19 protein-coding genes are annotated in these 24,804 nt (G+C 48.4%); 16 read left to right on the top strand and 3 right to left on the bottom strand.

All coding sequences use genetic code 11. The features are described from left to right. The 9 genes from rseP (at position 1) to ACGHTT_RS12185 (ending at position 11,229) form a co-directional block, all read left to right on the top strand. Entirely contained in the window at positions 1-1,341 is a 1,341-nt protein-coding gene (rseP, locus tag ACGHTT_RS12225) for an RIP metalloprotease RseP (protein ID WP_390590874.1), read from the top strand. A gap of 51 nt (positions 1,342-1,392) precedes the next feature. Further along, the gene (gene bamA, locus ACGHTT_RS12220) at positions 1,393-4,044 is read left to right on the top strand and encodes an outer membrane protein assembly factor BamA (protein WP_390590873.1); all 2,652 of its coding nucleotides are present in this window, start codon (positions 1,393-1,395) and stop codon (positions 4,042-4,044) included. 64 nt (positions 4,045-4,108) lie between these two features. After that, a complete protein-coding gene (locus tag ACGHTT_RS12215; protein ID WP_390590872.1) occupies positions 4,109-4,624 on the top strand; it encodes an OmpH family outer membrane protein in 516 nt (171 codons plus the stop codon). A gap of 142 nt (positions 4,625-4,766) precedes the next feature. Then, positions 4,767-5,789, top strand: a complete 1,023-nt coding sequence (gene lpxD, locus ACGHTT_RS12210; RefSeq protein ID WP_390590869.1) for a UDP-3-O-(3-hydroxymyristoyl)glucosamine N-acyltransferase — start codon at positions 4,767-4,769, stop codon at positions 5,787-5,789. Between the two features lie 25 nt (positions 5,790-5,814). Next, positions 5,815-6,252 carry a 3-hydroxyacyl-ACP dehydratase FabZ gene (fabZ, locus tag ACGHTT_RS12205; RefSeq protein ID WP_390590867.1) on the top strand — a complete coding sequence of 146 codons (438 nt, stop codon included), beginning with the start codon at positions 5,815-5,817 and terminating at the stop codon, positions 6,250-6,252. A 52-nt stretch (positions 6,253-6,304) separates the two neighbouring features. Beyond that, positions 6,305-7,075, top strand: coding sequence for an acyl-ACP--UDP-N-acetylglucosamine O-acyltransferase (gene lpxA / locus ACGHTT_RS12200; protein ID WP_390590864.1), 771 nt, complete (start codon positions 6,305-6,307; stop codon positions 7,073-7,075). A 14-nt stretch (positions 7,076-7,089) separates the two neighbouring features. Next, positions 7,090-7,857: an acyl-ACP--UDP-N-acetylglucosamine O-acyltransferase gene (lpxA, locus tag ACGHTT_RS12195; RefSeq protein ID WP_390590863.1), complete on the top strand. Its 768-nt coding sequence runs from the start codon at positions 7,090-7,092 to the stop codon at positions 7,855-7,857. Next, positions 7,857-8,774 (top strand): LpxL/LpxP family Kdo(2)-lipid IV(A) lauroyl/palmitoleoyl acyltransferase, encoded by a 918-nt coding sequence (gene lpxL, locus ACGHTT_RS12190; protein ID WP_390590862.1) that lies wholly within the window; start codon positions 7,857-7,859, stop codon positions 8,772-8,774. The genes lpxA (ACGHTT_RS12195) and lpxL overlap by 1 nt, the downstream gene beginning before the upstream one ends. Before the next feature lie 535 nt (positions 8,775-9,309). Beyond that, entirely contained in the window at positions 9,310-11,229 is a 1,920-nt protein-coding gene (locus ACGHTT_RS12185) for a DUF389 domain-containing protein (protein ID WP_390590861.1), read from the top strand. Positions 11,230-11,339: 110 nt separating this feature from the next. On the opposite strand, the gene lpxB is transcribed toward ACGHTT_RS12185, so the two are convergent. The 3 genes from lpxB to ACGHTT_RS12170 are packed head-to-tail and all read right to left on the bottom strand — an operon-like array spanning position 11,340 to position 14,678. Continuing rightward, on the bottom strand, positions 11,340-12,491 hold the full coding sequence (gene lpxB / locus ACGHTT_RS12180; RefSeq protein ID WP_390590859.1) for a lipid-A-disaccharide synthase: 1,152 nt from the start codon (positions 12,489-12,491) through the stop codon (positions 11,340-11,342). Then, entirely contained in the window at positions 12,488-13,582 is a 1,095-nt protein-coding gene (locus ACGHTT_RS12175; RefSeq protein ID WP_390590857.1) for a DegT/DnrJ/EryC1/StrS family aminotransferase, read from the bottom strand. Before ACGHTT_RS12175 ends, lpxB begins: the two co-directional genes overlap by 4 nt. A 25-nt stretch (positions 13,583-13,607) precedes the next feature. Then, positions 13,608-14,678 carry a Gfo/Idh/MocA family protein gene (locus tag ACGHTT_RS12170; RefSeq protein WP_390590856.1) on the bottom strand — a complete coding sequence of 357 codons (1,071 nt, stop codon included), beginning with the start codon at positions 14,676-14,678 and terminating at the stop codon, positions 13,608-13,610. 25 nt (positions 14,679-14,703) lie between these two features. Between ACGHTT_RS12170 and rnhB the strand changes: the two genes are divergently transcribed. The 7 genes from rnhB (at position 14,704) to ACGHTT_RS12135 (ending at position 24,698) form a co-directional block, all read left to right on the top strand. Continuing rightward, complete coding sequence (rnhB, locus tag ACGHTT_RS12165) at positions 14,704-15,324, top strand: ribonuclease HII (protein WP_390590855.1); 621 nt, start codon at positions 14,704-14,706, stop codon at positions 15,322-15,324. Further along, positions 15,324-18,938: a DNA polymerase III subunit alpha gene (gene dnaE / locus ACGHTT_RS12160; protein ID WP_390590853.1), complete on the top strand. Its 3,615-nt coding sequence runs from the start codon at positions 15,324-15,326 to the stop codon at positions 18,936-18,938. The genes rnhB and dnaE overlap by 1 nt, the downstream gene beginning before the upstream one ends. A gap of 204 nt (positions 18,939-19,142) precedes the next feature. Further along, entirely contained in the window at positions 19,143-20,090 is a 948-nt protein-coding gene (locus ACGHTT_RS12155; protein WP_290264539.1) for an acetyl-CoA carboxylase carboxyltransferase subunit alpha, read from the top strand. Positions 20,091-20,464: 374 nt separating this feature from the next. Next, positions 20,465-21,193: a DUF4238 domain-containing protein gene (locus tag ACGHTT_RS12150; protein WP_390590851.1), complete on the top strand. Its 729-nt coding sequence runs from the start codon at positions 20,465-20,467 to the stop codon at positions 21,191-21,193. Further along, positions 21,178-21,789 (top strand): hypothetical protein, encoded by a 612-nt coding sequence (locus ACGHTT_RS12145; protein WP_390590849.1) that lies wholly within the window; start codon positions 21,178-21,180, stop codon positions 21,787-21,789. Before ACGHTT_RS12150 ends, ACGHTT_RS12145 begins: the two co-directional genes overlap by 16 nt. A gap of 652 nt (positions 21,790-22,441) precedes the next feature. Continuing rightward, positions 22,442-22,930: a TIGR03546 family protein gene (locus ACGHTT_RS12140; RefSeq protein WP_390590847.1), complete on the top strand. Its 489-nt coding sequence runs from the start codon at positions 22,442-22,444 to the stop codon at positions 22,928-22,930. A gap of 10 nt (positions 22,931-22,940) precedes the next feature. Next, positions 22,941-24,698, top strand: coding sequence for a TIGR03545 family protein (locus ACGHTT_RS12135; protein ID WP_390590846.1), 1,758 nt, complete (start codon positions 22,941-22,943; stop codon positions 24,696-24,698). Positions 24,699-24,804 lie beyond the last annotated feature (106 nt).

Below are 24,804 nucleotides of genomic sequence, written 5' to 3'. Positions count from 1 at the left end.
ATGGCATTGCTTCAAACATTGATTTCTTTTGTGCTGGCGCTGGGCATTTTGGTGACCATCCATGAGTTTGGTCACTTTTGGGTGGCCCGACGCTGCGGTATCAAAGTTTTACGCTTCTCTGTTGGCTTCGGCAAGCCGCTGGTTAGCTGGTATGACAAGCAGGGTACTGAGTTTGCGATAGCCGCTATTCCTTTGGGTGGCTACGTGAAAATGTTGGACGAGCGCGAAGGTGAGGTGCCGGCGCATCTATTGGATCAGGCGTTTACCCGTAAATCTGTCTGGGCGCGTATCGCCGTGGTGGCTGCAGGCCCTGTTGCCAATTTTCTCCTCGCTATCGTCTTGTTTTGGATTATGGTAATGCCCGGTGTTGTGCATGTTGTACCGGTGGTGGGCGAGGTTGCCGAGGGTTCTATTGCGGCGCGGGCAGGTCTTGAGGCCGGTCAGGAAATCGTCGCCATAGACGGCAGAGTCACCGATTCTTGGCAGGCTGTACATCAGCGGTTGCTTGAGCGCTTGGGTGAAACTGGCCCGATTGGCTTTACCGTGCGCTACCCCGATTCAACCCTGACCTATGAGTCTGAAGCTCAGCTCGATCAGTGGTTGGTGGGCATAGAAGAGCCGGATGTGTTTGAGGGTCTTGGCCTAAAACCGATGCGCGTGCAGCTGAAAGCCCAGCTCGATCAAATTCTCGCCGGTTCGCCGGCGGCGCAGGCCGGGTTAAAAACCGGTGACCTCATTCTCGCAGCAGATGGCCAATTAATTGAGAGTTGGCGTGATTTAGTCGGCTACATTGAGCCACGCCACGATCAGGCTATTGAACTTACCCTTGAGCGGGGTGTCGAAGTGCTCACGCTCTGGGTGACGCCAAACGCCGTTGAGGTGGACGCTCGCACTATCGGACGAATTGGGGTGTCGCCTTTGCAGCCGCACCTGCGCAGGCAGCAATATACGCTCCTGCAAGGATTGATGGTTGGTGTGGAGAAAACGTGGGAAACCTCTGGGTTTGTCTTGCTTTCATTAAAAAAATTGTTGGTCGGGGAAATCTCTACTAAAAACTTGAGCGGCCCCATAACCATTGCTAAAGTGGCGGGCGATTCGGCCCGGGCCGGTTGGGCATACTATGTTGGGTTTCTAGCACTGTTGAGCGTCAGTTTGGGTGTGTTTAATCTTTTACCCATTCCGGTATTAGATGGTGGCCACCTCTTGTACTACTTGGTTGAGCTAGTAAAGGGCAGCCCAGTGCCTGAAAAAATACAAATGGCTGGTTATCAAGTTGGCCTATTGGTTGTATTAAGCGTTATGGTGTTGGCCTTTTATAACGACATCATGCGTCTGTATTAGCATTACGTTGCGATTTTGCAGCACGACTTTAATAAATTTAGAACAGAAATTATGCAGCGTCTTGCCTTATTTATCGCGTCCATCGCATTAACAACTGTGGTGATGGCAGAAAGTTTCCGTGTTACCGATATCCGTGTCGATGGTCTGCAGCGTGTGTCCGCAGGTTCTGTCTTTGCAGCATTGCCGGTGCGCATTGGCGACTATATGGACACAGTGGAGATTCAAGACGCCTCGCGCGCGCTGTTTGCCACCGGCTATTTTTCCGATATTGAAATTGGACGCGACGAGGGCGTTTTAGTTATTACTGTCACCGAGCGCCCTGCCATTAGCGAGATAGTTTTGGAGGGGAATAAGGCGATTAAGACTGAAGACCTCATGAAAGGGCTTCAAGATAATGGCTTATCGGAAGGGCAGATTTTCAAACGCGTCACCCTTGAAGGCTTAGGCTCTGAATTGCAGCGCCAATACGTTGCTCAGGGGCGTTACAGTGCCAGCGTTAAAACCGAAGTTATCGATTTGCCGCGCAACCAAGTAAAGCTGCAGATCACCATCGATGAAGGTTCAGTGGCGTCAATCGAACATATTAATCTCGTGGGTAACACCTCCTTTACGGATGATGATTTACTTGATTTATTTGAACTGAAAACGACGGGCTGGCTTAGCTGGATTACCAGTGATAACAAATACGCGCGAGAAAAGTTGACTGGCGATATCGAACGACTTGAATCTTTTTACATGGACCGCGGTTATTTAAAATTTACCATGCCGTCAACTCAGGTTTCCGTGAGCCCTGATAAAGAATCTGTGTATATCACCATTAATATTGCAGAAGGCGATATTTTTAAAGTTGGTACAGTCGAGTTGGCCGGTGATCCGGTGTTGCCTGAAGATCAAATTCGACGTTTGGTTTTGGTGCGTGAAGGGCAGACATTTTCTCAGGTATTGATGACCACAACGTCTGATTACATCACCAAGCGCCTTGGCAATGAGGGCTATACCTTTGCTGAAGTAAAAGGTATTCCCGAAGTGAATGCCGAAACGGGTCTTGTCGATATTACCTTTTTCATCGATCCAGGTAAGCGCGCCTATGTGCGTCGTGTTGAATTTCGCGGTAACACCAAAACCAAAGATGAAGTGTTGAGGCGCGAGATGCGTCAGATGGAAAGTGCTTCTGCAGCGTCTATCGCCATCGAAAACTCGAAAGTTCGTTTAGAGCGTTTGGGCTTTTTTAAGGAAGTCGTCGTTGAGACTAAAGAGGTACCCGGCACCTCAGATCAGGTGGATATCGAGTACACGGTTGAAGAGCAGCCATCGGGTTCTATCGGTGCAAGTGTCGGTTTTGCTCAGGGTACAGGTCTTGTATTGGGTGCCAATATTCAGCAAAACAACTGGTTAGGCACCGGCAAGCGGGTTGGATTTTCAGTTAATACTAGCCAATACCAGCAAGTTTATAGCTTTAACTATACCGACCCATACTTCACCGTTGACGGTGTTAGCCGTGGCTTCAGTGTTTTCTACCGCGCCACCGATTTTAGTAAGATCAACATTGCTAGTTACTCAACCAATACCTACGGTGCTAACTTAAACTTCGGTTACCCGATTTCAGAGGTCGAGCGCATTGGCTTTGGTATTGGGTATACCAATATGTTAATTGAGACCGGTAGTAGTGCGGTTCAGGAGATCCAGCGCAGTCCGAATTTAATTGAAGGTTTGGCGCCACGCTATATCACGCAAACCGATTTGCTCGATTTGTTGGCAGCAATTGAAAATCCGATATTAAATCCAGATGGCAGTGCGATCACGATTGATCAGTATGCTCAGCAACTGGATATACCTGAAAACACGATTAATAACCCAGATGGTTTCATCGATGCTAATGGCGATCGGTTTAATAGTTTTCCCTTTACACTTTCCTGGGCTAAGTCGACCTTAAACCGGGGTCAGCTTGCAACTCGCGGAGCAGCGCAGAATTTATCTTTAGAATTTTCGGTGCCTGGGAGTGATATGGAGTTTTATAAACTTCGCTATTCAGGTCAGTACTTTCAGCCAGTGTATAAAGATTTTACCCTGCGCTTTCGCGCCGACCTTGGTTATGCCGAAGCCTATGGCAATACGGCCGGTTTACCGTTTTTTGAACATTTTTATTCGGGTGGTTTCGGTTCTGTTCGCGGCTTTAAACGCAACACGCTAGGTCCGAGAAGTACGCCTGCCGCAGCTTATGATATTCGCGCTATAGGTGCAGAAGATTCCAACGGTGATGGCCAGTACTCTAACAATGAGATTGATTACGGCTATGTACTGTGCGAGAGCCCGACTGAGGTGTCATACAAATATGGTGCCAGCGTGTGTTTACAAGATAAGGCTATGGCGACAGTAACGGGTCGCGACGATTTACCCTTTGGTGGTAATGTATTGATTGAAGGCAGTATCGAGCTGCTGTTTCCGCTGCCCTTTATTGAAGATCAGCGCATGTTGCAAACCGCTTTCTTTATTGATGGCGGTAACGTGTTCAATACGGAGTGCGGTTTTTATCAACAAAACTGTTTTGATGTGGACTTAAGCAGAATGTCCGCTTCTTATGGTATTGGCTTAACGTGGATTAGTGGTTTTGGACCATTGACCTTTAGTTTGTCCAAACCATTCCAGTACAACCCTGAAGATGAAATTGAAACCTTCCAGTTCTCTTTGGGAACGGCTTTCTAATTCATCTATCGAAAAACCGTCAGTTTTTGCAAGCTGGCTGAATAAAATAATGTGGAGATAAAACGTGTTAAAACTTAAAACAGCAATGATATTGGCTATCGCATTGGTTACTGCGCCTGTGGCAATGGCCGCTGGCAATGATGTCGTGGTTTTCGATCTTCAGGCAGCCATTCTGAATACGGATTTGGCTAAGAAAAAAGTGCAAGATATGCAGGCTAATGCCGAGTTTGCCGCGCTTCAGGCAAAGTTTGAAACGCTGCGCAATGACTTGCAAAAAATGGCTAAAGATGCGGAGAAAAATGCCGTCACTTGGAACCAAGAACAAGCGGCCGAACACCGTAAGAAGATGGAATACGCGCGCGCAGACGCCGAGCTGGTCGCCAAAAAGTTACAGGCGGAGCAAAAAGCGACTGCTCAGCGCGTTCTTGAAGAGTTAGGTCCTAAAGCTCAGGTTGTTTTAAAGGATGTAATCGCTGCCGAAGGTATTGGTCTGGTGCTGAGCACGCAAACTGCCTATTACGCTGAGCCTTCGCGGGATATCACTGCGAAAGTGACCGAAAAGCTTAACAAAGCCAAGTAATACTTTTTAGCTAAGCGCTCTTATTGTTATAGTGAGAGCGGCGCTAGGCAAAAAAGGCGACCCGTCATTTGGTTCGCCTTTTTTGCCATATAAGTTAACTGTTTTCGGTTTCCACTCTATTGCTCGATGGCGAGGTCTGACGATGGTTAGTTGTTCTTTTACCCTAAAAGCCTTGGCTGAGAAATCGGGTGCCGAGTTAATTGGCGATCCTAATTACGAGATATCTAGTTTAGCAACCTTGACCAAAGCTACAGCTGGGCAGCTTAGTTTTTTAGCGAATCCTAGTTACGCTCAATATTTAGAGGCTTGTCAGGCGGGCGTACTCATTCTGCGGCCGGACATGGCTGATAGATTTTCCGGCAACAAGTTAGTTCACAAAGATCCTTACCGAGCTTATGCCGCTATCACCGCATTGTTTGCGCCGACCAATGATCTACCGGTCGGTATTCATCCTAGCGCCGTGGTTGCCGAAAGCGCGACCATTCACCCGAGTGCCACCATTGGCGCCCGCGCTGTAATTGAGGACGATGCCATTATCGAGGCCAATGTTGTCATTGGTGCCGCGACTGTGGTTGGGCCCCGTAGTGTTGTTGGCGCAGGTACACGTCTTGCCGCTAATGTCACCTTGTATGCACAGGTAACGCTTGGGCAAGACTGCATTGTGCACGGTGGTGCTGTGATTGGTGCCGATGGCTTTGGCTTTGCGCCTAGCCCAGACGGTTGGGTGAAAATTCATCAGCTGGGTGGGGTGCGCATCGGGAATAAGGTAGAAATTGGCGCAAATACCTGTATCGACTGTGGTGCGCTTGACGATACCATTATTGGCAATGATGTTAAGCTGGATAACCTCATTCAAATCGGGCATAACGTTGTGATTGGCGATCATACCGCGATTGCGGCGCACACTGCAGTTGCTGGCTCAACCCGCATTGGTGAGCGCTGTACTATTGCCGGTTGTGTCGCCGTGACTGGGCATATCGATATTGCCGATGGCGTGCATGTGTCTGGCGCAACCGTGGTGACTAAATCCATTACACAAGAAGGCAGCAGCTGGTCTTCTGGAACTCCCATGTTGCCGACCAGCGATTGGCGACGCCAAGCGGCTAGGTTTAATCAACTAGAAAAACTCACCAAGCGTGTACGTGAACTGGAAAAGCAGTCGTAGCCGTTAGGGTAATAAGGATCTGGATATGATGGATGTAAGAGAAATTCGTGAATACTTGCCTCACCGCTACCCGTTTTTGTTGGTTGATCGTGTGCTCGAGCTGGTTGAAGGCGAATATATTGTAGCGATTAAAAATGTCTCGGCAAATGAAGACGTGTTTAATGGTCATTTCCCGCAGGCGCCCATTTTTCCGGGTGTACTCATCATTGAGGCCCTGGCGCAGGCATCTGGCATACTGGGCTTTAAAACCTTAGACAAGCGTCCTTCAGATGGCTCAATTTATTTATTTGCGGGTATCGATGATGTTCGTTTTAAGCGCCAAGTTGTACCCGGCGACCAATTGCGCTTAGAGTCTAAAGTAATATCCGCCAAGCGCGGCATTTGGAAGTTTGAATGTACTGCTTCTGTGGACGGTCAATTGGCGGCATCTGCGACTATACTGTGCGCTGATCGTCAGGTGTAGTCACCGTAGCTTGATATGATTTGCCTCGGTCAGCTTAGAGAAGGGAAAAGTATTGATTGATCCTCGTGCCGTCATAGATCCAACCGCAAAACTTGCAGCGGATGTGCAGGTGGGGCCCTTTAGTGTTATTGGGCCGAATGTGGAAATTGGTGCAGGAAGCATTATCGAATCCCATGTGGTGATTAAAGGGCCAACCCTTATTGGCGAAAATAATCACATCTTTCAGTTTTCCACCGTGGGTGAATCCACCCCGGATTTAAAATACAAAGGCGAGCCTACGCGGCTGGTTATTGGCAACAATAATGTCATTCGCGAAGGTGTAACCATTCATCGCGGCACGGTACAAGACCGCTCGGAAACAACCATCGGCGATAATAATTTGTTGATGGCCTATGTGCATGTAGGCCACGACAGTATTGTCGGGAATAACTGTGTCTTGGTGAATAACGCAGCCCTAGCTGGCCACGTACACATTGGCGACTGGGCAATTTTAGGCGGCTATACCTTAGTGCATCAATTTTGTAAAATTGGCGCTCATGCTTTTACTGCGATGGGCAGTGCCATAGGAAAAGATGTGCCGGCTTTTGTAACCGTTTCTGGAAACCCCGCTGAAGCCAAAAGTATTAATACCGAAGGCCTAAGACGTCGCGGCTACACGAAAGAGCAGCTCGCTGCAATTAACAAAGCGTTCAAGTTAATTTATCGCCGTGGGTTGCGCCTCGAAGAGGCTATCGCCACGCTATCTGAAATGGCAGTTACTGAGTCCGCGCTCGTTACTCTTATCGATTCCCTGCGTAGCTCCGAGCGCGGCATCGTTCGTTAATTTAGGCTTTCGTCATGATTCATCCTTCTGCGATTATTGATCCATCCGCAAAGATTGCTGAGGGTGTCAGTATTGGCGCCTATGCTGTAATTGGTGAGCAGGTCGACATTGGTAAGGGTACCCGGATTGGTTCGCACGTGGTTATCCACGGCCCCGTGAGCATTGGCGAAAACAATCGCATTTTTCAGTTCGCTTCACTGGGCGAAGAGCCGCAGGATCTAAGTTACAAAGGTGAGCCCACTCGTCTAGTCATTGGTGACAGAAATATCATTCGCGAATACGTTTCTTTTAACCGCGGCACGCCAAAGGGTGGTGGCGTCACCACCATTGGCAGCGATAATTTGTTTATGGCATACGTTCATATTGGACATGATTGCTCCGTAGGTAATAAAAACGTGTTTGCCAATTCTGCCTCGTTAGCGGGACATGTTGAGCTGGGCGATCAGTGTATTCTTGGTGGTTTTTCCCTTGTGCACCAATTTACCCGTGTCGGTTCACACGCTTTTACCAGTATGGCCGCTGCGATTAACCGCGATGTACCGCCGTTTGTTATTGTCTCCGGTAATTATGCGCGCTCATTTGGTATCAACAAGGTCGGTCTTAAACGTAAGGGTTATGAACCGAAAGAAATTGATGCCATTTTTAAAGTCTATAAGTTAATGGTGCGTAGGCGCCTGACCCTTGAGCAAATAAATGAGCAGCTAGAGCCGTTAAAGGTTTTTGCTGGGGTAAATTTATTGGTTGATTTTATCGCTCAATCTACGCGCGGTATTGTCAAGTAATGTTGGTGCGGCCGTGCTTTACTCAAAATCTCTTGCACCCTCGTTACTGGCTACTTTGGCTAGCTACTGGTTTTTTTTATCTCTGCGCGCAACTTCCTTACGCTTGGCAGATGTCGATGGGGCGAGGCATAGGTCGGCTGTTTTATTGTTTTGCTAGCGAGCGCAAACATATTGCGCGCACTAATCTGCGTTTGTGTTTTCCAGAGCTTTCAGGTGAAAAGCGCGAAGCGCTATTGAAGCAAAACATGCAAGATACGGGTATGGGATTGATGGAGCAAAACATCGGCTGGTTTATGCCCGAGCGGCGTTACCGCAAGCTTATGCACGTTGAAGGCTTGGCGCATATTGAAGCGCTTGGAGAACAGGCCGCTTTGATAGTTGTTAAACACAATAACTGTATTTCTGTTTGTACCATCGGACTATCGATGTTTATGCCGATTGCCGGCATGTACCGGCGCCATAAAAATGCGGCTTTGGAGTATTTACAGACTCGCGGTCGGGTAAGGTTGTGCCCAGAGGGTACTGTGGTTGAGCGCAAAGAAACCCGTACTATGATGCGTTTGCTGCGCCAGGGCTTATCTGTCATGTACGCACCTGATCAAGATTACGGCATCAAAAATGGCGTCTGGGCTCGCTATTTTGATTTGCCTGCAGCCACTGTGGCCGCTACCACTGGCTTTGCAAAATTGGGTAGGGCCAAAGTGGTCGTGATGAATTGCTATCGTTTACCAAACGCCGAAGGTTACAAGATTATTTTGTCTGCACCGCTGGATAATGTGCCCAGTGATGACGAACGACAGGATGCGCAATGCATTAACGATATTTTTGAAGCCCAAATACGCGAATATCCCGAGCAGTACCTATGGGTTCATAGGCGCTTTAAAACCCGCCCAGCAGGTGAGAAGCGGCCTTATTAAGTTGGCGTGGTTGCCTAGGTGTTTCTGTGACTGGATGACAATGAGTCCCGCCCAAGCGTCACGCGATTGGTATTTCCCAACGACGTTTTTACTCCTCCAATTTTGGCTTAGAATCCAGCGGCGGTTAGCGTTCGGGCAGGCTTTAATTAAAAGCTTCTTGGCTTGCACGCGGTTGTCATTTTAGCAGTGAAATTGATGCATTGTTCAAATGGAGATTATGCATGCTTTGTGTGCATGGCAGCGCGATATTGGGAGGCCTTAACGTCTAATAGATCGGCTTTTTCAAAAAGTCACGGCCTTGATGACTAGAATTGCCCTGATAGTGTGCTTGGGATTGGGTTGTCTGTCATAAGACTGATATCACACGATTTTGTAGAAATAAAAGCACTCCGCTGGCACATTGCGTCGCTCTACGACAGTCTTCATTATGTGTTCAAAAACGAACCAATTTGAAACTTGATCTTTTTGGCGCTACGCATATAGTAGCTAGCATTGTATTTACCTTTATTAAATCTTTATAGTGGGGTTTGTCCAGATGACGTATGTAACGCAGGCGCGCCTTGTATCAAACGAGTCGTTGACTGACAAACTTAAACATAATCTCACCAGTTTTGCCTATTCTCATGGTATTGAACTTATAACTACTAGCGAGGCTGATTTTTTTGGCGGGTCGGTCGATTCTGGCGAGCATATTGTTTGTATTTTAAACGTTGAGAACGTGCCGAAATATTTAGACTTCGCTTCTCTTAATCAACTTTCTCTGGGTGTTGTGCCGTCTGATGCCAAGTCACGTCTTTGCGATTGGTTGCGTTTACCTGTTGATGTCGATGAGGCTATAGCACTCGCGTTTACCGTTGATCATCAGCCAATTGAAATTTTAAGGTGCAATGATGAAATTGCCCTAGGAATGGTGACTTTAGGCAGTAATCCCTTTGTCGACGGACGTAGCAAGGTATACAAAAACAGAGATCATTCACTGTTGGAGCGTTGGCTGTTTAAGTGGGCCGTCGCATGGAGCAGTATATTAAGCTTGTTTAAAATCCACGCATTTCCGGTAACGCTAAAAGTGGGCGATGCCGCACCTATCAGCACTGCGATAACCGGCATGGTTGCGATTGAAAATGACGTGCGCGGGCCAGCGGCGCGATTGTTAGGGGCGAGTTTGAGTCTCGAAAATGGTTTTATAAATGCCCTGTTTATCGCACCTAAATCTATAATGGACTATCTGTCATTTCTAAAGGATGGCGTGCTATATAAAAACCGGCCTTTGAGCAAGTTATCCGGGGCGGTAAGTTTTTTGCGCTGCCGTGAAATCTGCGTAGAGCACAAAGAATCACTCGATTATTTTATTGATGGTAAGCGGCGTTCTTCCAAAACGATACGAATGATTGTGATGTCAGATGCCTTGCTTATTAATTCATTGCCGTTAAATCAAGATGCTACAGACTACAAAGAGTTGGTAAAGACTGACAAGCTGCCTAAAGGCGAAGAGCAGTTAAAACTAATTGCCAGTGCATTGCCGTTATTTACCCATGCGGCGGAAGGTGACTTTAAGGATCTGTTTGTTCAGTTGCGTGAAGTTGCAAGGCCTCACAGTACTTTTGTCACTTTAATGGTGTTGAGTGCCATTGTCGCAAGCTTGGGACTTTTCTTATCCAGTCCTGCTGTAATAATTGGTGCAATGGTATTGGCGCCATTGATGTCGCCAATTATATCTCTGGCGATGGGCTTTCTAAGACGAGACAGAAATTTATTGGTGCAATCACTTGAGACGATTGGGCTTGGTGTTTTTCTGGCATTGTTGACTGCTGCTATGGTTACCTTGATTTTTCCTGTCGACCGAATAACCAGTGAAATTGCCGGGCGAATGCAGCCCAATCTTTTGGATCTCGGGGTCGCAATTGCATCTGGTATTGCAGGCGCTTATGCCTACGTAAGAGAAGATGTCGCAAAAAGTGTATCGGGAGTCGCAATTGCGGTGGCACTTGTTCCACCGCTTTGCGTGTCGGGGATAGGATTGGGCTGGATGGATTGGCAGGTGATCAGCGGCGCCATGTTATTGTTCCTTACCAACTTGATCGGTATCTCACTCGCGGCTGCATTAACCTTTCTTGTATTAGGGTATTCCCCTTTAGTAAGAGCGCGTAAGGGGCTAATGTTTTCAATTGGCCTGATGTTCATTATTGCTATTCCACTGACTTTTGCGTTGAAGGATATGAGCCATCAGTGGCAATTAGAGAAAAGTTTGTCGAGTCTTGAAATCGAAATCAACACCAGAACGGTAAAGCTCGCTAACGTAAATGTCTTGATGCAAAATGACAATACTACAATTCAGGCCGACGTATTAGCTGAGTCTGAATTGAGTAGTGCGGAATTAAAGCAGCTTAAACTATTGTTAGAAAAAGAGGCGGGGCAATCACTTCGTCTATATTTAACGCCTAGAATTGTGCTTTAACGCGATGATTCAGATACTGCTAGATAACGTGCTTATCTAGCAGTATCTGAATAGGTTTATCGTGTTAGGTGCAACGTTGCGACGGCCTGCCTCTGGCGAGTCCTTTACTACTAGATTTTATGCTCGATCATATCTAAAGCCAGTTTGGCCACATTTTCGGACCCACCTTGTTTACCTAGCTTCCCTTTTACTTTATTGAGCTCAGTGATCATATGCGTTCGATAATCCTCGTCGTCCAGCAGGCGAGATACTTCAGCAGCGATGCGTTTAGGTTGAGCATTGTGTTGTATGAACTCTTGCACAATACGTTTTTCGGCGACAATATTTTCTAGGCCAATGTCGTCGATTTTGACCATGCGTTTGAGAATCCAATAGGACAAGGGCGCAATGCGATAAACAATGGTATTTGGAATGCCCATGAGCGCGATTTCCAGCGTCGCGGTGCCGGAGGCAGTCATGATAGCGTCGCAAATTTGCATCACGTTATAAGATTTATCGCGCACATCCTTAACGGCTAATTCTGGGTAGTTGGCAAGTAGGGGAGCAATATCTTGGTCGCCGATGGTGCTGGCTTTGGGCAACACAAACTGTAATTTAGGTTTAGTTTTACGCAGTTCTCGCGCAGCGTCCAAGAGAATAGGGAGCACGCGCGCGACTTCGCTTTTGCGTGAACCAGGAAATAAGCCGACGATGGCTTCGTCCTGGCTAAGGCCATAGTCGGCCAAGGATTGTTCAGGGCTCTTGGTGGCGCGCACTTCGTCAACCAAGGGGTGGCCAACAAAAGTACAAGGTAGGCCTGCATTTTCGTAAAACTTTTCTTCGAACGGGAAGAGCACTGCCATGTGGTCGATTTTTTTCGCCATAGAATGCACACGGTGCGGCCGCCAAGCCCAAACTTGTGGGCCAATGTAAAACAGGACTTTTATACCCATGGCCTTAGCTTTTTCCGCGAGGCGGAAATTGAACTCTTGGTAGTCCACTAGAATCAGTAAATCGGGCGGCGTATCTTTAAGGGCTTGAATCAATTGATTTAAGGCCTTTTTAATGGTGCCGTAGTTTCTAATCACTTCCCAAATGCCGACCACGGCAATATCGGCGCAGTCCACCAATAAGTCGACGCCTGCTTCGCGCAGTTGATCTGAGCCCATGCCCGTAAATGTTGTATTAGGCGCTAAGGTCTTTAGCGCCCTCACTAAATTGGCTGCGTGTAAATCGCCGGAGGCTTCACCGGCGCTGATCATGACGGAAAACGCTGGTTTCATAGTGCTGTCTTGATGGTATCTGTCACCAATTTTATTTTCTCTTCACTCAGTTCTGGGTAGACCGGCAGAGCGAAGCATTGGCTGGTGATAGACTCCGTGATTGGCAATGACATGCCGGCGCACTCTTTAGCAAACACTTCTTGTTTGTGTAGTGGTACTGGGTAGTAAATTGCGCAGGCAATTTGGTTGTCTCTTAGTGTTTGCAAAATTTGATCGCGCTTAGGGTGTAAACACACATATTGATGAAAGACGTGTTTGCCTACGCCGTCTTCAAAGGGCATTTGGATACCCGTGCCCGCGAGCATTGCCTTGTAGGTTTGATCGACGCGACGACGGTTATTATTGAACTCGTCAATAAGTGGCAACTTGGCGCGTAGTACGACCGCTTGCAGTTCGTCTAAGCGCGAGGTGTAGCCCACCAGTGAGTGATGATATTGCACTTTGCTCCCATGGTTGCGGTACTGTTTTACCGTGGCGGCCAGATCATCGCTGTTGGTGGTGACCATGCCGCCGTCGCCGTAGCAACCTAAATTTTTTGATGGGAAAAAACTAAAGGCGCCTAGGTCGCCGAAACTGCCGGTTTGCTTTCCGTTAATACTGGCGCCAAAGGACTGGGCACAGTCTTCGACAATTTTTAAACCTTTTGCGTCACACAGGGTTTTAAGTGCCGGCATGTCAACGGGTTGACCAAATAAATGCACGGGAATAACCACTTTGGTTTTCGCTGTTATCGCTTTTTCGACGGCTTTTAAATCGATATTAAAGGTATCGGGGTTGATGTCGACAAACACCGGTGTTGCGCCAACGTATTTGATCGCCTCGGCTGTAGCGACAAAGGTAAAAGGCGTTGTGATAACTTCATCGCCCGCTTTGATACCGAGAGCAAGCAGTGCCAAATGCAATGCATCTGTGCCCGAGCCTACGCCTATGGCGTGTTTTACGCCAAGGTAGTCGGCCGCTTCTTTTTCGAAGGCTTGTACATTGGGGCCGAGAATGAAGGCCGCGGTTTCCATCGCGTTGCGCATGCCTGCATCAATTTGATCTTTCAGGCGGTGGTATTGTTCGGTTAAGTCAACCATTGGAACTTTCATAACAGTCATCTCTAATTCGGAATAATTAAGCGTCTTGCATGAGACGGGAAATTTCTTGTGCGGTGGCCAGTGCGCGGCGACCATCTTCACCGCTGACCTGTGTTGCCTTGCCTTGCTCAATGCTGTCGAGAAAGGCAATGATTTCTACTTTAAGGGCGTCGTTGTTTTCAAAAATGCTTTCCTCGCTTTCGATTTCGGGAATGCCGGGGAACATCTCTTTATCGCCTTTGCTATAGAGTTTTAGCGAGCGATTTTGAAAGTCGATGGTGATGCAGGACTCTTCCTGAAAAATGCGCATTTTGCGCTCTGTTTTTAAGCTCACCCGGCTAGCGGTGACATTGGCAACGCAGCCGCTGGCAAACTCAATGCGGGCGTTGGCGATGTCGGTGGAATCGGTTAACACCTTAGTGCCCGAGGCCGCGATGCTTTTGATCGGAGAGCCAACCATATTTTGAATAATGTCGATGTCGTGGATCATTAAATCGAGCACCACATTGACGTCATTCGCGCGCGGGTTAAATGGCGCTAGCCTGTGTGACTCAATGAATTTTGGTGTGCCTAAGCGATCGCCTAAGGCCAAGAGTGCGGCATTGAATCGCTCGAGATGACCCACTTGAATCAGTAGTTGTTTTGATTTTGCTAAGGCGATTAACTCGTCGGCTTCCGCGACGGTGACGGTAATGGGCTTTTCGATCAACACGTGAATACCATGCTCTAAACAGTCTTTAGCAATCTGGTAGTGATAAACCGTAGGGGCTGCGATACTGACGGCATCCACGCGGCCGTATAAATCTTGGTATTGCGTGAGTGCTTCACAGCCGTTTTTTTCCGCGATAGCTTGGCCGTTGGCGAGGTTAGCGTCCACCACTGCAATGAGTTCACTGTTGGGTAAGCCCGCGTATTTTTCTGCGTGAAATTTACCGAGGTAACCAACGCCAATCACGGCAGTTCTAAGCTTTTTCATCCAAGGGGGCCTCTGGTTGGAGCCGCGCAAGCGCGATGTCGGCGAGCGACGTGTGTCAATGGCTTTTAAGGGCGCTATTGTAGCCCAAGCCTTGGGCAAATGCTTGGCGCCAATGGTATCATTCGGCTTCACTTTACGGACCGGCGTTGATCAAATAATGACCAAAAAGATCCTTGAACCCTTTGTCAGTATTTATAAGGGCCGATTAGGTGCAGGTGTTGATGAAGTGGGCCGTGGCCCACTTGCCGGCGATGTTGTGGCCGCCGCGGTTATACTCGATCCAGCCAAGCCTATTGCCGGTTTGGCAGACTCAAAGAAGCTGAGTGAAAAGCGCCGCGAGGCCCTATTTTCAGAGATTCAGGATAAAGCCTTGGCCTTTTGTATTGCCCGTGCCAGCGTGGCTGAAATTGATAGGATAAATATTTTGCAGGCCAGTCTCTTGGCGATGACCCGTGCCGTGGAGGGCTTACCCACACAGCCTGAGCACGTTTGGGTGGATGGCAATAAAATCCCCAAGTGGCGCTATGCGGCGGAGGCTATCGTCAAGGGCGATAGCCGTGTGCAAGCGATCAGTGCGGCGTCTATTCTCGCCAAGGTAACGCGCGATCGAGAGTTGGTGGCGTTGCATCAACAATACCCAGATTACGGCTTCGCCGACCATAAAGGCTACCCCACGGCTGTGCATTTAGCCGCTCTGGAGAAGCACGGAATTACCCCGCATCACCGCCAGTCTTTTGGCCCAGTGAAAAAGAAAATTGAACAATTGGATTTGTTTTAATGCGTGCATCATTCGTTCATTTGCGTTTACACACAGAGTTTTCCTTAGCCGACAGCGTGGTGCGTATCGGCGGTTTAATTACGCGCTTAAAAGAATTGCATATGCCGGCGTGCGGCGTCACTGATCTCACCAATTTTTATGGCTTGATCAAGTTTTATACCAAGTGTGAGGGCAGCGGTATCAAGCCCATTATTGGCGCTGATTTTCAATTGGCCGACGAAGATGGCAACCCCACCTTGTTGACGCTGTTTGCGATGAATAACCAAGGCTATAAAAACATCACTGAGCTTATTTCACGCGCTTGGCAACACGGTCAACACCACGGCATTGCCAAAATTCAGCGCAGCTGGGTGAGCGAGCATGCCGAGGGTGTTATTGCACTCTCGGGTGGGCGCTATGGCGATATAGGTAAGGCATTACTGGCGGGGCGCGCCGCACAAGCGGTTGAGTTATTACACGCCTGGCAGCGCGATTTTCCCAATCGTTTTTACTTAGAATTAACGCGCACTGGGCGCGAAAACGAAGAGGGCTATTTGCATCAGGCCATTGACTTGGCGACCCAGTGCCAGTGCCCTGTGGTGGCTACTAATGATGTGCGTTTTTTGCATGCCGACGAATTTGAGGTGCACGAGGCGCGGGTGTGTATCGGCGAGGGTAGGGCACTCGACGACCCCCGGCGCGAGCGGCGTTACAGCGAGCAGCAATATTTGCGCTCGGCCGACGAAATGGCGGAACTGTTTTCCGATATTCCTGAGGCTTTGGCCAATACCCTAGAAATTGCCAAGCGCTGCACGGTCGATATACAGCTGGGGACTTACTTTTTGCCAGACTATCCGATTCCGGAAAACGTTGACCAAGGCCCTATTTTTGCTATTTTTTCACAAGACTTTATGCGCACCGAGGCGGTTAACGCCATGGCCTCAAGTTGGGCCGGGCGCGAACAAACGCCTGAATACGCCGAGGCGCTACGGGTTAATTTCTTCTTTCAGAAAGTAACATACGAGGGCTTGGAGTGGCGCCTTGAACGCATTCTTGACAAAAACTCGGCCGATTATGCCGAGCGCCGTCAGTTGTTTATCGATCGGCTCAAGTTCGAGCTCGATATCATCATGCAGATGGGCTTTCCCGGTTACTTTCTGATCGTGATGGATTTCATTCAGTGGGCGAAAGATAACGGCATTCCCGTGGGTCCTGGGCGTGGTTCTGGTGCCGGTTCACTGGTGGCTTACGCACAAAAAATTACCGATCTCGATCCACTCGAATACGATCTGCTATTCGAGCGATTCTTAAACCCTGAACGTGTTTCTATGCCCGACTTCGACGTCGATTTCTGTATGGAAAACCGCGACAAGGTTATCGCTTACGTGGCCGATAAATACGGTCGCGATGCCGTTAGCCAGATTATTACGTTCGGTACCATGGCGGCAAAAGCGGTGGTGCGCGACGTAGCTCGTGTACAGGGTAAAAGCTACGGGCTAGCCGATAAATTATCGAAAATGATTCCGCCCACGCCGGGTATGACGCTTAAACAAGCGCTCGAAGAAGAGCCCATGTTGAACGAGTTTCTGGCGGCCGATGGCGAGGCGCAAGAAATTTGGGAAACCGCCGTTAAACTCGAAGGCCTTACCCGCAATGTTGGCAAGCACGCTGGTGGCGTCGTGATTGCGCCCACCAAGCTGACCGATTTTGCGCCCCTGTACTGCGATGAAACGGGCGCGGGCTTAGTGACGCAGTTCGATAAAAACGATGTCGAATCGGCGGGCCTGGTGAAGTTTGACTTCTTGGGCTTGCGCACGCTCACCATCATTGATTGGGCGGTGAAAATGATCGATCGAGATCGCCGCCTCACCGGTGAATCACCGCTCGATATTTCGGCGTTACCGCTGGACGATGAAGCTACGTTTAAATTATTAAAGCGGGCCGAGACAACGGCTGTCTTCCAGCTCGAATCGCGCGGCATGAAAGATCTGATCAAGCGCTTACAGCCGGATAACCTCGAGGACATGATTGCCTTGGTGGCACTATTTCGCCCAGGCCCTTTGCAATCGGGCATGGTGGATGATTTCATCAACCGTAAGCACGGGCGCGCGAAAGTGGCCTATCCCGATGCCACCTACCAGCACGAAAGCCTGAAGCCAATTCTAGAGCCCACCTACGGCGTTATTGTCTACCAAGAGCAGGTCATGCAGATCGCCCAGGTGTTGGCCGGCTACACCCTTGGCGGCGCCGATATGTTGCGTCGTGCTATGGGTAAGAAGAAGCCTGAGGAGATGGCCAAGCAGCGCTCGACGTTTGAAGAAGGTGCCGCCAGTCAGGGCATAGATCCGACGCTGGCGATGAAGATTTTCGACTTGGTAGAAAAGTTTGCCGGCTATGGCTTTAACAAATCCCACTCGGCAGCTTACGCCTTGGTGTCCTACCAAACGGCGTGGTTAAAGGCCCATTACCCGGCGCATTTTATGGCTGCCACTATGTCTTCCGACATGGACAAAACCGATAAGGTGGTGACCTTTATCGAAGAGTGTCGGGAGATGGGTTTGACCCTGATGCCGCCAGATGTGAATAGCGGCGAGTTCATGTTTAACGTCAACCCCCAAGGCCAGATCGTGTACGGTTTAGGTGCTATTAAGGGGTTGGGCGAAGGCCCAGTGGATAATATTATCGCTGCGCGCGCTGAGGGCGGGGCCTTTACCAGCCTGTTCGATTTCTGTGCCCGCGTCGACCCGCGCAAGGTGAATAAGCGCGCGCTCGAGGCATTGGTGCGCTCCGGTGCTTTTGACAGCATTGGCCCACAGCAAAATTTAGACTACGACCGCGCCGTGTTGCTCGCGGCGCTAGGGGAGGCGGTAAAGGCTGCCGAGCAGAGCCATGCCAACGCCAACGCGGGCATGATGGACTTGTTTGGCGAGGTCGTGCCAACAGCGAGCCAAGAAAATGGCGATGTGTATAGCGAGTTTCGCCAAGTACGTAGCTTCACCATGCGCGAGCGCTTGGAGGGTGAGCGCGATACCTTAGGGCTTTACCTCACCGGCCATCCTATCGATGAGTACCAGCGCGAGCTCAAATATCTAGTTTCGAACCGCATCGCGGATTTGAAACCGGAAAAATCCAATCAGCGCATTGCTGGGCTAGTGGTTGCCTTTCGAGTGATGAAAACTAAGCGTGGCGATACCATGGCGTTTGTTTCTTTGGACGATCGTTCCGGCCGGCTTGAAATTGCGTTGTTTTCCGATACCTATAATAACTACCGCGATAAGGTGGTTAAGGATGCCTTGCTGGTTATCGAGGGGCAGGTGAGTCATGACGATTACTCGGGCTCATTGAAGATGCGCGCCGAGTCAGTGAGTACGCTGGCTGAGGCGCGCTCCGGGCTGGCTCGCGGTATTCACATGGAGTGGCAGGCCGAGCAGGTTGCCGATGGTCATTTAGCGCAATTGCGTGGCCTGTTGAATAACCACCGGGGCGGAAATTGCCCCGTTACCGTGGATTTTCGCAACAAGAGCGCTCGAGGTCGCATACACTTTGGCAACGAATGGCAAGTGAATGCCTCAGAGGAATTACTGACGGCGCTACGGGAAATTTTTGGCACTGAAAAAGTGCGTATGGTTTACTAAAAATCAATTTTCGAACGAGTGTTTGATCTAAAAGTACTAAAAAGGCCGGCATTTCTGACAAAAAGCCCATGGATATAGGCCTTTTTTGCATCCTTCAAGGGTGACTCGAGTGCGCCTTTCGCGTATCTTTAGCGGCATTTTAAGCCCTTTCAAAAGGGTAAAATTATTAGAGGGTGCGAGCCCCGTAACCAAAGACAGGCGAAGATGAACCTGAATTATCTGGATTTTGAACAGCCCATTGCCGTCCTCGAAGCCAAAATCGAGGAACTCCGTTTGGTCGGCTCTGATAACGACTTAAACATCACCGAAGAAATCGGCAAACTTCAAGAAAAGAGTAAAAAACTAACTGCCAGCATTTACTCGGATTTGACCCCTTGGCAGGTGGTTAAGGTCGCTCGCCATCCGCAGCGCCCCTATAGCTCAGACTACATTTCGCGCATCTTCACCGATTGGGACGAATTGCACGGCGATCGCCACTTCGGCGACGACCACGCTATCATCGGCGGCGTTGGCCGCCTAGACGGCAAGCCCGTGATGGTGATTGGCGAGGAGAAGGGCCGCTCTGTGCCGGAAAAAGTGATGCGTAACTTCGGCATGCCAAAGCCCGAAGGCTACCGTAAAGCTCTGCGCTTAATGGAAATGGCCGAGCGCTTCAAAATGCCGGTGTTGACCTTAATCGACACCCCTGGTGCCTACCCTGGTATCGACAGTGAAGAGCGCGGCATCAGTGAGGCTATTGCTCGAAACCTAGCCGTTATGTCGCGCTTGCGCACGCCGATTATTTGCACCGTTATCGGTGAGGGGTCCTCCGGTGGCGCCTTGGCCATCGGCGTGGGCGATCAGCTCAACATGCTGCAATACTCCACCTATTTTGTGATCAGCCCCGAGGGCTGCGCCAATATTATTTGGAAAACCGTAGAAAAAGCACCCGATGCGGCCAAGGCCATGGGTGTAACCTCAACGATTCTGGAAGAGCTTGGCATCGTCGATGAAACTATTCCTGAGCCCTTGGGTGGCGCGCACCGCAATATCGAGCAGATGGCGATGAACTTACAAGGTAAGCTAATCGATCAAGTGGATAGACTTTCCGCCCTCAGCCTTGATGACCTGCTAGACAAGCGCTACAAGCGCTTAATGAGTTACGGTAATTAAGATTTGAATTGAGTGTTGAAAAAAAGGTCGCGTAATGCGGCCTTTTTTTTGCTTAGTTTCCGCGAGATTGATGGGATTTTTGGTGTTGGTGCAGGAGCCCTTTCCCCAGCCACTTCACCGCTCAATCAATATGTCCTACATTGACTCGCTCTCGCCACGTCCTTGTGGCTTGTGAAGTAGCTGGGGAAAGGGCTTTGCTGAGGTGGCGCGAGGTTCCGCGGGGGGGGGGGGGGTTGATGTGCGGGTCTGGTGGCTAGGAGCGCATCGTCACAATTATTCGATACATTCTCGTCAATTTGATAGTTGGCTAAAAGCCGTAATATTTTGCGGCTTAAAGTGATTAATTAGCACTGTTAATGGTCAGGATTTGAACATTGAATCAGAATTTAGTTATAAATCAGCATGTTTTTCCTAGTAAATCAATTGGAAGGTTTTGCGGTCAGGCAGGTAGTGTCCAGGTCTTTAGACTCAAGAGTAAAAAATCATTCCTCGCTAAACCAAAAAACAAGATATTTTGCGTTCAGCAAGTTTGGGATCAAAGATCAGAACAAGGATATGGGAAAGAAATCGAGGATAAGTTTCAAGAATTAATAGATCACATACTTTCTAAAAAATCGGTACACCTTCCCTTAGAAGGGAATCGAATCGTGACAGAATTCTATGCTCTATGGTGCTTTCGTTCGAATATAGAGAGTTATGATAATCTAGCACAGGGAAATCTAGTAGGTGTCAAGGGTAGTAATCTTACCGAAGAGCAAAAGAAGAATATTGAACTTAGACACGCTATTTATGTTGACGAAGGTGGTGTCGTACCAAAGCATTTCAAGCGAGGTCGAACTATACAAATATCAATTGATTCATTTGTTTTAAGAAATCCCAATTTAAAATGGGCTATCTGCCATAGTAACGAGTTGGATCTTCTTGTGTCAGACAACCCTAGAGGCGAGTTCATAGTGCCAATTACCAAAAGCATGTGCCTGATCTGTGGGTTTAATTTAACCTGCATAAATAAGCAACAAGCAATGGTGTTAAATCTAAATGCAATCAAAAGATCTAAAGAGTATTATTTTGCAAACAAACTTAGCGCATGTGTAAGTGCTTAACAAGTAATGGTATTGGGCGTGAAAAGACAGCGCCTATTCTTAAAGCGTTAACTGCCAAAATAAGGATGACGGTGCTTAATTTAAGAAACGACGCATATAAATTACTAGATGAGTTGGGTGCTCCAAGCCATTTAAAGACTCATGTTCGCTTGGTAGGTGAAGCCGCAGATCTACTGATACATAAGCTCACGGGCATCGGACTAAAATTTGATTCTGAATTTGTTCGTATTGGCGTAGCTATTCACGACATCGAAAAAATTAAGTACCAAAATGAAATGATCGGCTCGGGTTCTGAGCACGAACCTGAAGGTGAGAAAATTCTTCTAGAATTAGGTGTCGAGTCGCAAATAGCTTGTGTATGTATGTCGCATGCACGATTTGCTTTAATGGATTGCTCAATAGAAGAGCTCATCATTGCCTTATCTGATAAGTTATGGAAAGGCAAGCGAGTTGAAGAGTTGGAGCTTAAGGTAATTGATTCGATTGCGAGTCTTATGGGCAAAGATCGGTGGGATGTGTATCCAGAGTTAGATCAACAATTTGAACTTATAACTAGTAGTGGTCACGAACGATTGCAGCGAAGTATCAGCAGTTAACAAAGCAATGCAATTGCGGCGCTCTACATCCAAAATGTGAATGCTTTTGTCCTGCGTTAATTTGCTCTCATGGTTTCACTGGTTTCGAGAACGTAGAATATTTGGCAAGGCTTTATTTAGAAAGAATAATCCGATTGGCACAATAAAGAACGCGTCCCACCTAATTCAATATTCTACTCAATTGAACCTGCTTAACTGCACACCACCACTGGTCGCTCAAATAACGCATTGCTCGCGACTACTGTGGTGGCGCAAAAGCGGGGTTGCACACGCGTAAAATTCTTTATGCACAGTTGTGGCATTAACTACCAGTTAAACTGCGAACCCTTGCGCCCAAGTCCGAAGCGGTGGCTTGCTTTTGGATTTACAAGCGCCATGGATGGCGCTAGAGCGAATCATTGCATGGACAGCAATGTTGGAGCGGTAAATTCACCAGCAAACCGCTGCCTGCACCCATCTACCGGAATAAATCAATATACTTGACGCCTTTAAGTGAAACGGTAACTCAAAGGACAAAGGCATAGAGGGAAAACGGGCGTAGAGGCTTAAGTCACTGCAATTCTAGGCTGGCTACGTTATTGTTTCTTACTGCGCCATTTATACTAGAATGACACCAGTCTAAAATATCGATGGACCTCCACAAGGAAGAATCATGTTATCGCTATTCTCCAAACTATTAAAAGTACTCAACTCAGAGGCCTCGCCTTACCAAATCGGTTGGGCGGTGGCCTTAGGTATGCTTGCTGGCTTGCTGCCCTTTGGCGCTTTGACCTTACTCATTCTGTTGGTGGTGTGTTTGTTCACTATCAATATTTCGACCTTTTTACTGGTGTGGACGCTGAGTAAAGGCTTGGTGTGGTTACTGGCTGCGCCGATTGAACAGTGGGCATGGGGCTTGGGCCAAAATGCTGGTGTGCTAGCGGTGTTGGCTAACAGTGAGTTTTTACAATTCTTACATTTACATCACACCTTGACCTTCGGCGGCTTGATCTTGGGATTAATGCTATTTGTGCCGGTTTTATTCTTCAGCGTGTGGCTGGTGCGGCAATACCGAGATCGAATTATGACGCGGGTTCAAAAATTTCGCATTGTGCAATTATTAAAGGCCAGCAAGTTGGCGCAACTTTACAGTCAAGCCTAAGGATAAAATTATGATACGTAAATCTGGATGGCTAGTACTGTTGTCAATGCTGGTGGTTGTGAGTTTGTCGGTGTATTTGTTTGCTGGTCGAATGCTTAAGTTTGGCATGGTAAGTGCCTTAGAGGAGGCGGTGCAGGCTGAAGTTAATATCGATTATGTGGGTGTCAATTTTGCACCTTTGGGGTTGGAGATTGAGGGTCTGCAAGTTACCGACCGCGCCAATCCCACGCACAATAGTGTGAGTTTTGAGCGAGCGGCCGCTAGCCTTGAAATGTGGCCTGCATTACTCGGTTATTGGATTATTGATGAGTTAAGCGTTGATGGTATGGCTTACGGTTTGGCGCGAAAGTCAGCGGGTGAGGTCTTTCATCGTGCAGAGAAAGATGAAGAAGCGGAGCAGGGCTTTTCCGTTAGTGCGCAAGATCTGCCTGATCAAGATGAGTTAATTGCGCGGATGGATTTAAAAACACCGGCCAAGGCACAGGCTTTGGCGGATGTGGCGAGCGAAGAACTGGCGGCCTTGGGTAAATTACAAGAACAGTTACCGAATGAAGCGCAACTTAAACAGTATGAAACGCAAATTAAAGCGCTCACCGATAGCAAAATAAAAAATGCTAATGATCTCGCTGAAAAGACCCAAGCGCTGAAAGCAATTAAAGCCCAACTCGAACAGGAGAAAGCTAAGCTTAAACAGGTGTCGAAGCAAATCGCCGCCAGTAAAACCAAGCAACAAGAGGCACTAGCGGAATTAAAAGCTGCCAGTGACAGCGATTGGAGTAAGGCCCAGCAGCTGGCGAATTTGAGCGAGGGTGGTTTGGCCGGTATCGCGCAAATATTATTGGGCGAAGCTTGGGCCAGCAAATTAGCGCAAGTGCAAGCTCTGTATGCGATGGTTGAGCCCTACCTTGAGCAGACGAGCGCCTCAGGTGAGTCGCGTACGGACGAAGGTGCTTCGGATGAGCCTGTTTTACCTAATCGCATCTTGCCACTTCCTCGCCAACCTTACCCCAATTTATTGGTCAAGCAAGCCAACGTAAGCTGGTTGATGGCGGGTGGTGAAGTGCAGATGAAGGCGCAAAATATCACCGCTCAGCACGCGCTGATTAATAGCCCGACCAATTTTTCGATGCAAGGTTTGAATTTACCAAAATTAAAGGCTTTTAACCTAACCGGTGATTTGGCGATTTTTGATCAACTGACAAGCAATTTGACGTGGACGCTGAGCGACTACAAATTTGACGCTTTGGCGTTGGGCAAGGGAACTACTCGTTTGCAACTGTTGGCCGGATCGCTAATGAGTGAAGGTTCATTGGGCCTATTGGGCGATCAGGTCACACAAACGTCAAGCTTCACGCTTATGCAGCCGATGTTTGAACAGGTGGGCAGCGATGCTATGGGGCAGTTAGTGGATGTATTAAACAAACAGCAGCGTTTACCTTTTATGATTGCCGCTAGCGGTAGTATCGAAGCGCCCAAAGTTAGTGTGACCTCGTCTGTGGATAAATTAATTGCTGACGCCGTTTCAGGTAAAGCGAAAGAGAAAATCGCTCAATACCAGAGTTCGCTGAAAGAAAAGTTTGATCAGCAATATCAAACTGCACTGGCCAGCCAAGGCGATTGGGTTGCGCAATTGTCAACCCAATCTGGCGAACTTGATAGTGTGGAGGCTAGCATTGAAAAGTTACTTTCCGCCCAGTTGGCGGGTGTTGAAAGCCAAGCAAAAGATAAGCTGAAAGACAGCGTGCTTAACAAATTAGGTGGCAAGTAACGGCTAATCTATCCAGAAGCCTGAAGGCATCTGGTGTTTAGGTTTCCCGTTAAGCTCGCTTGTTTGACCTCCCATTCTCGGCGCTTGTCTACTCGAAAGCGTCCGA

This window comes from Simiduia litorea (assembly GCF_042853465.1).
In the GTDB taxonomy this organism is placed as follows: Bacteria; Pseudomonadota; Gammaproteobacteria; order Pseudomonadales; family Cellvibrionaceae; genus Simiduia; species Simiduia litorea.
Note: the sequence above shows the minus strand (reverse complement) of the source record. Positions and strands in the feature narration are given on the sequence as shown.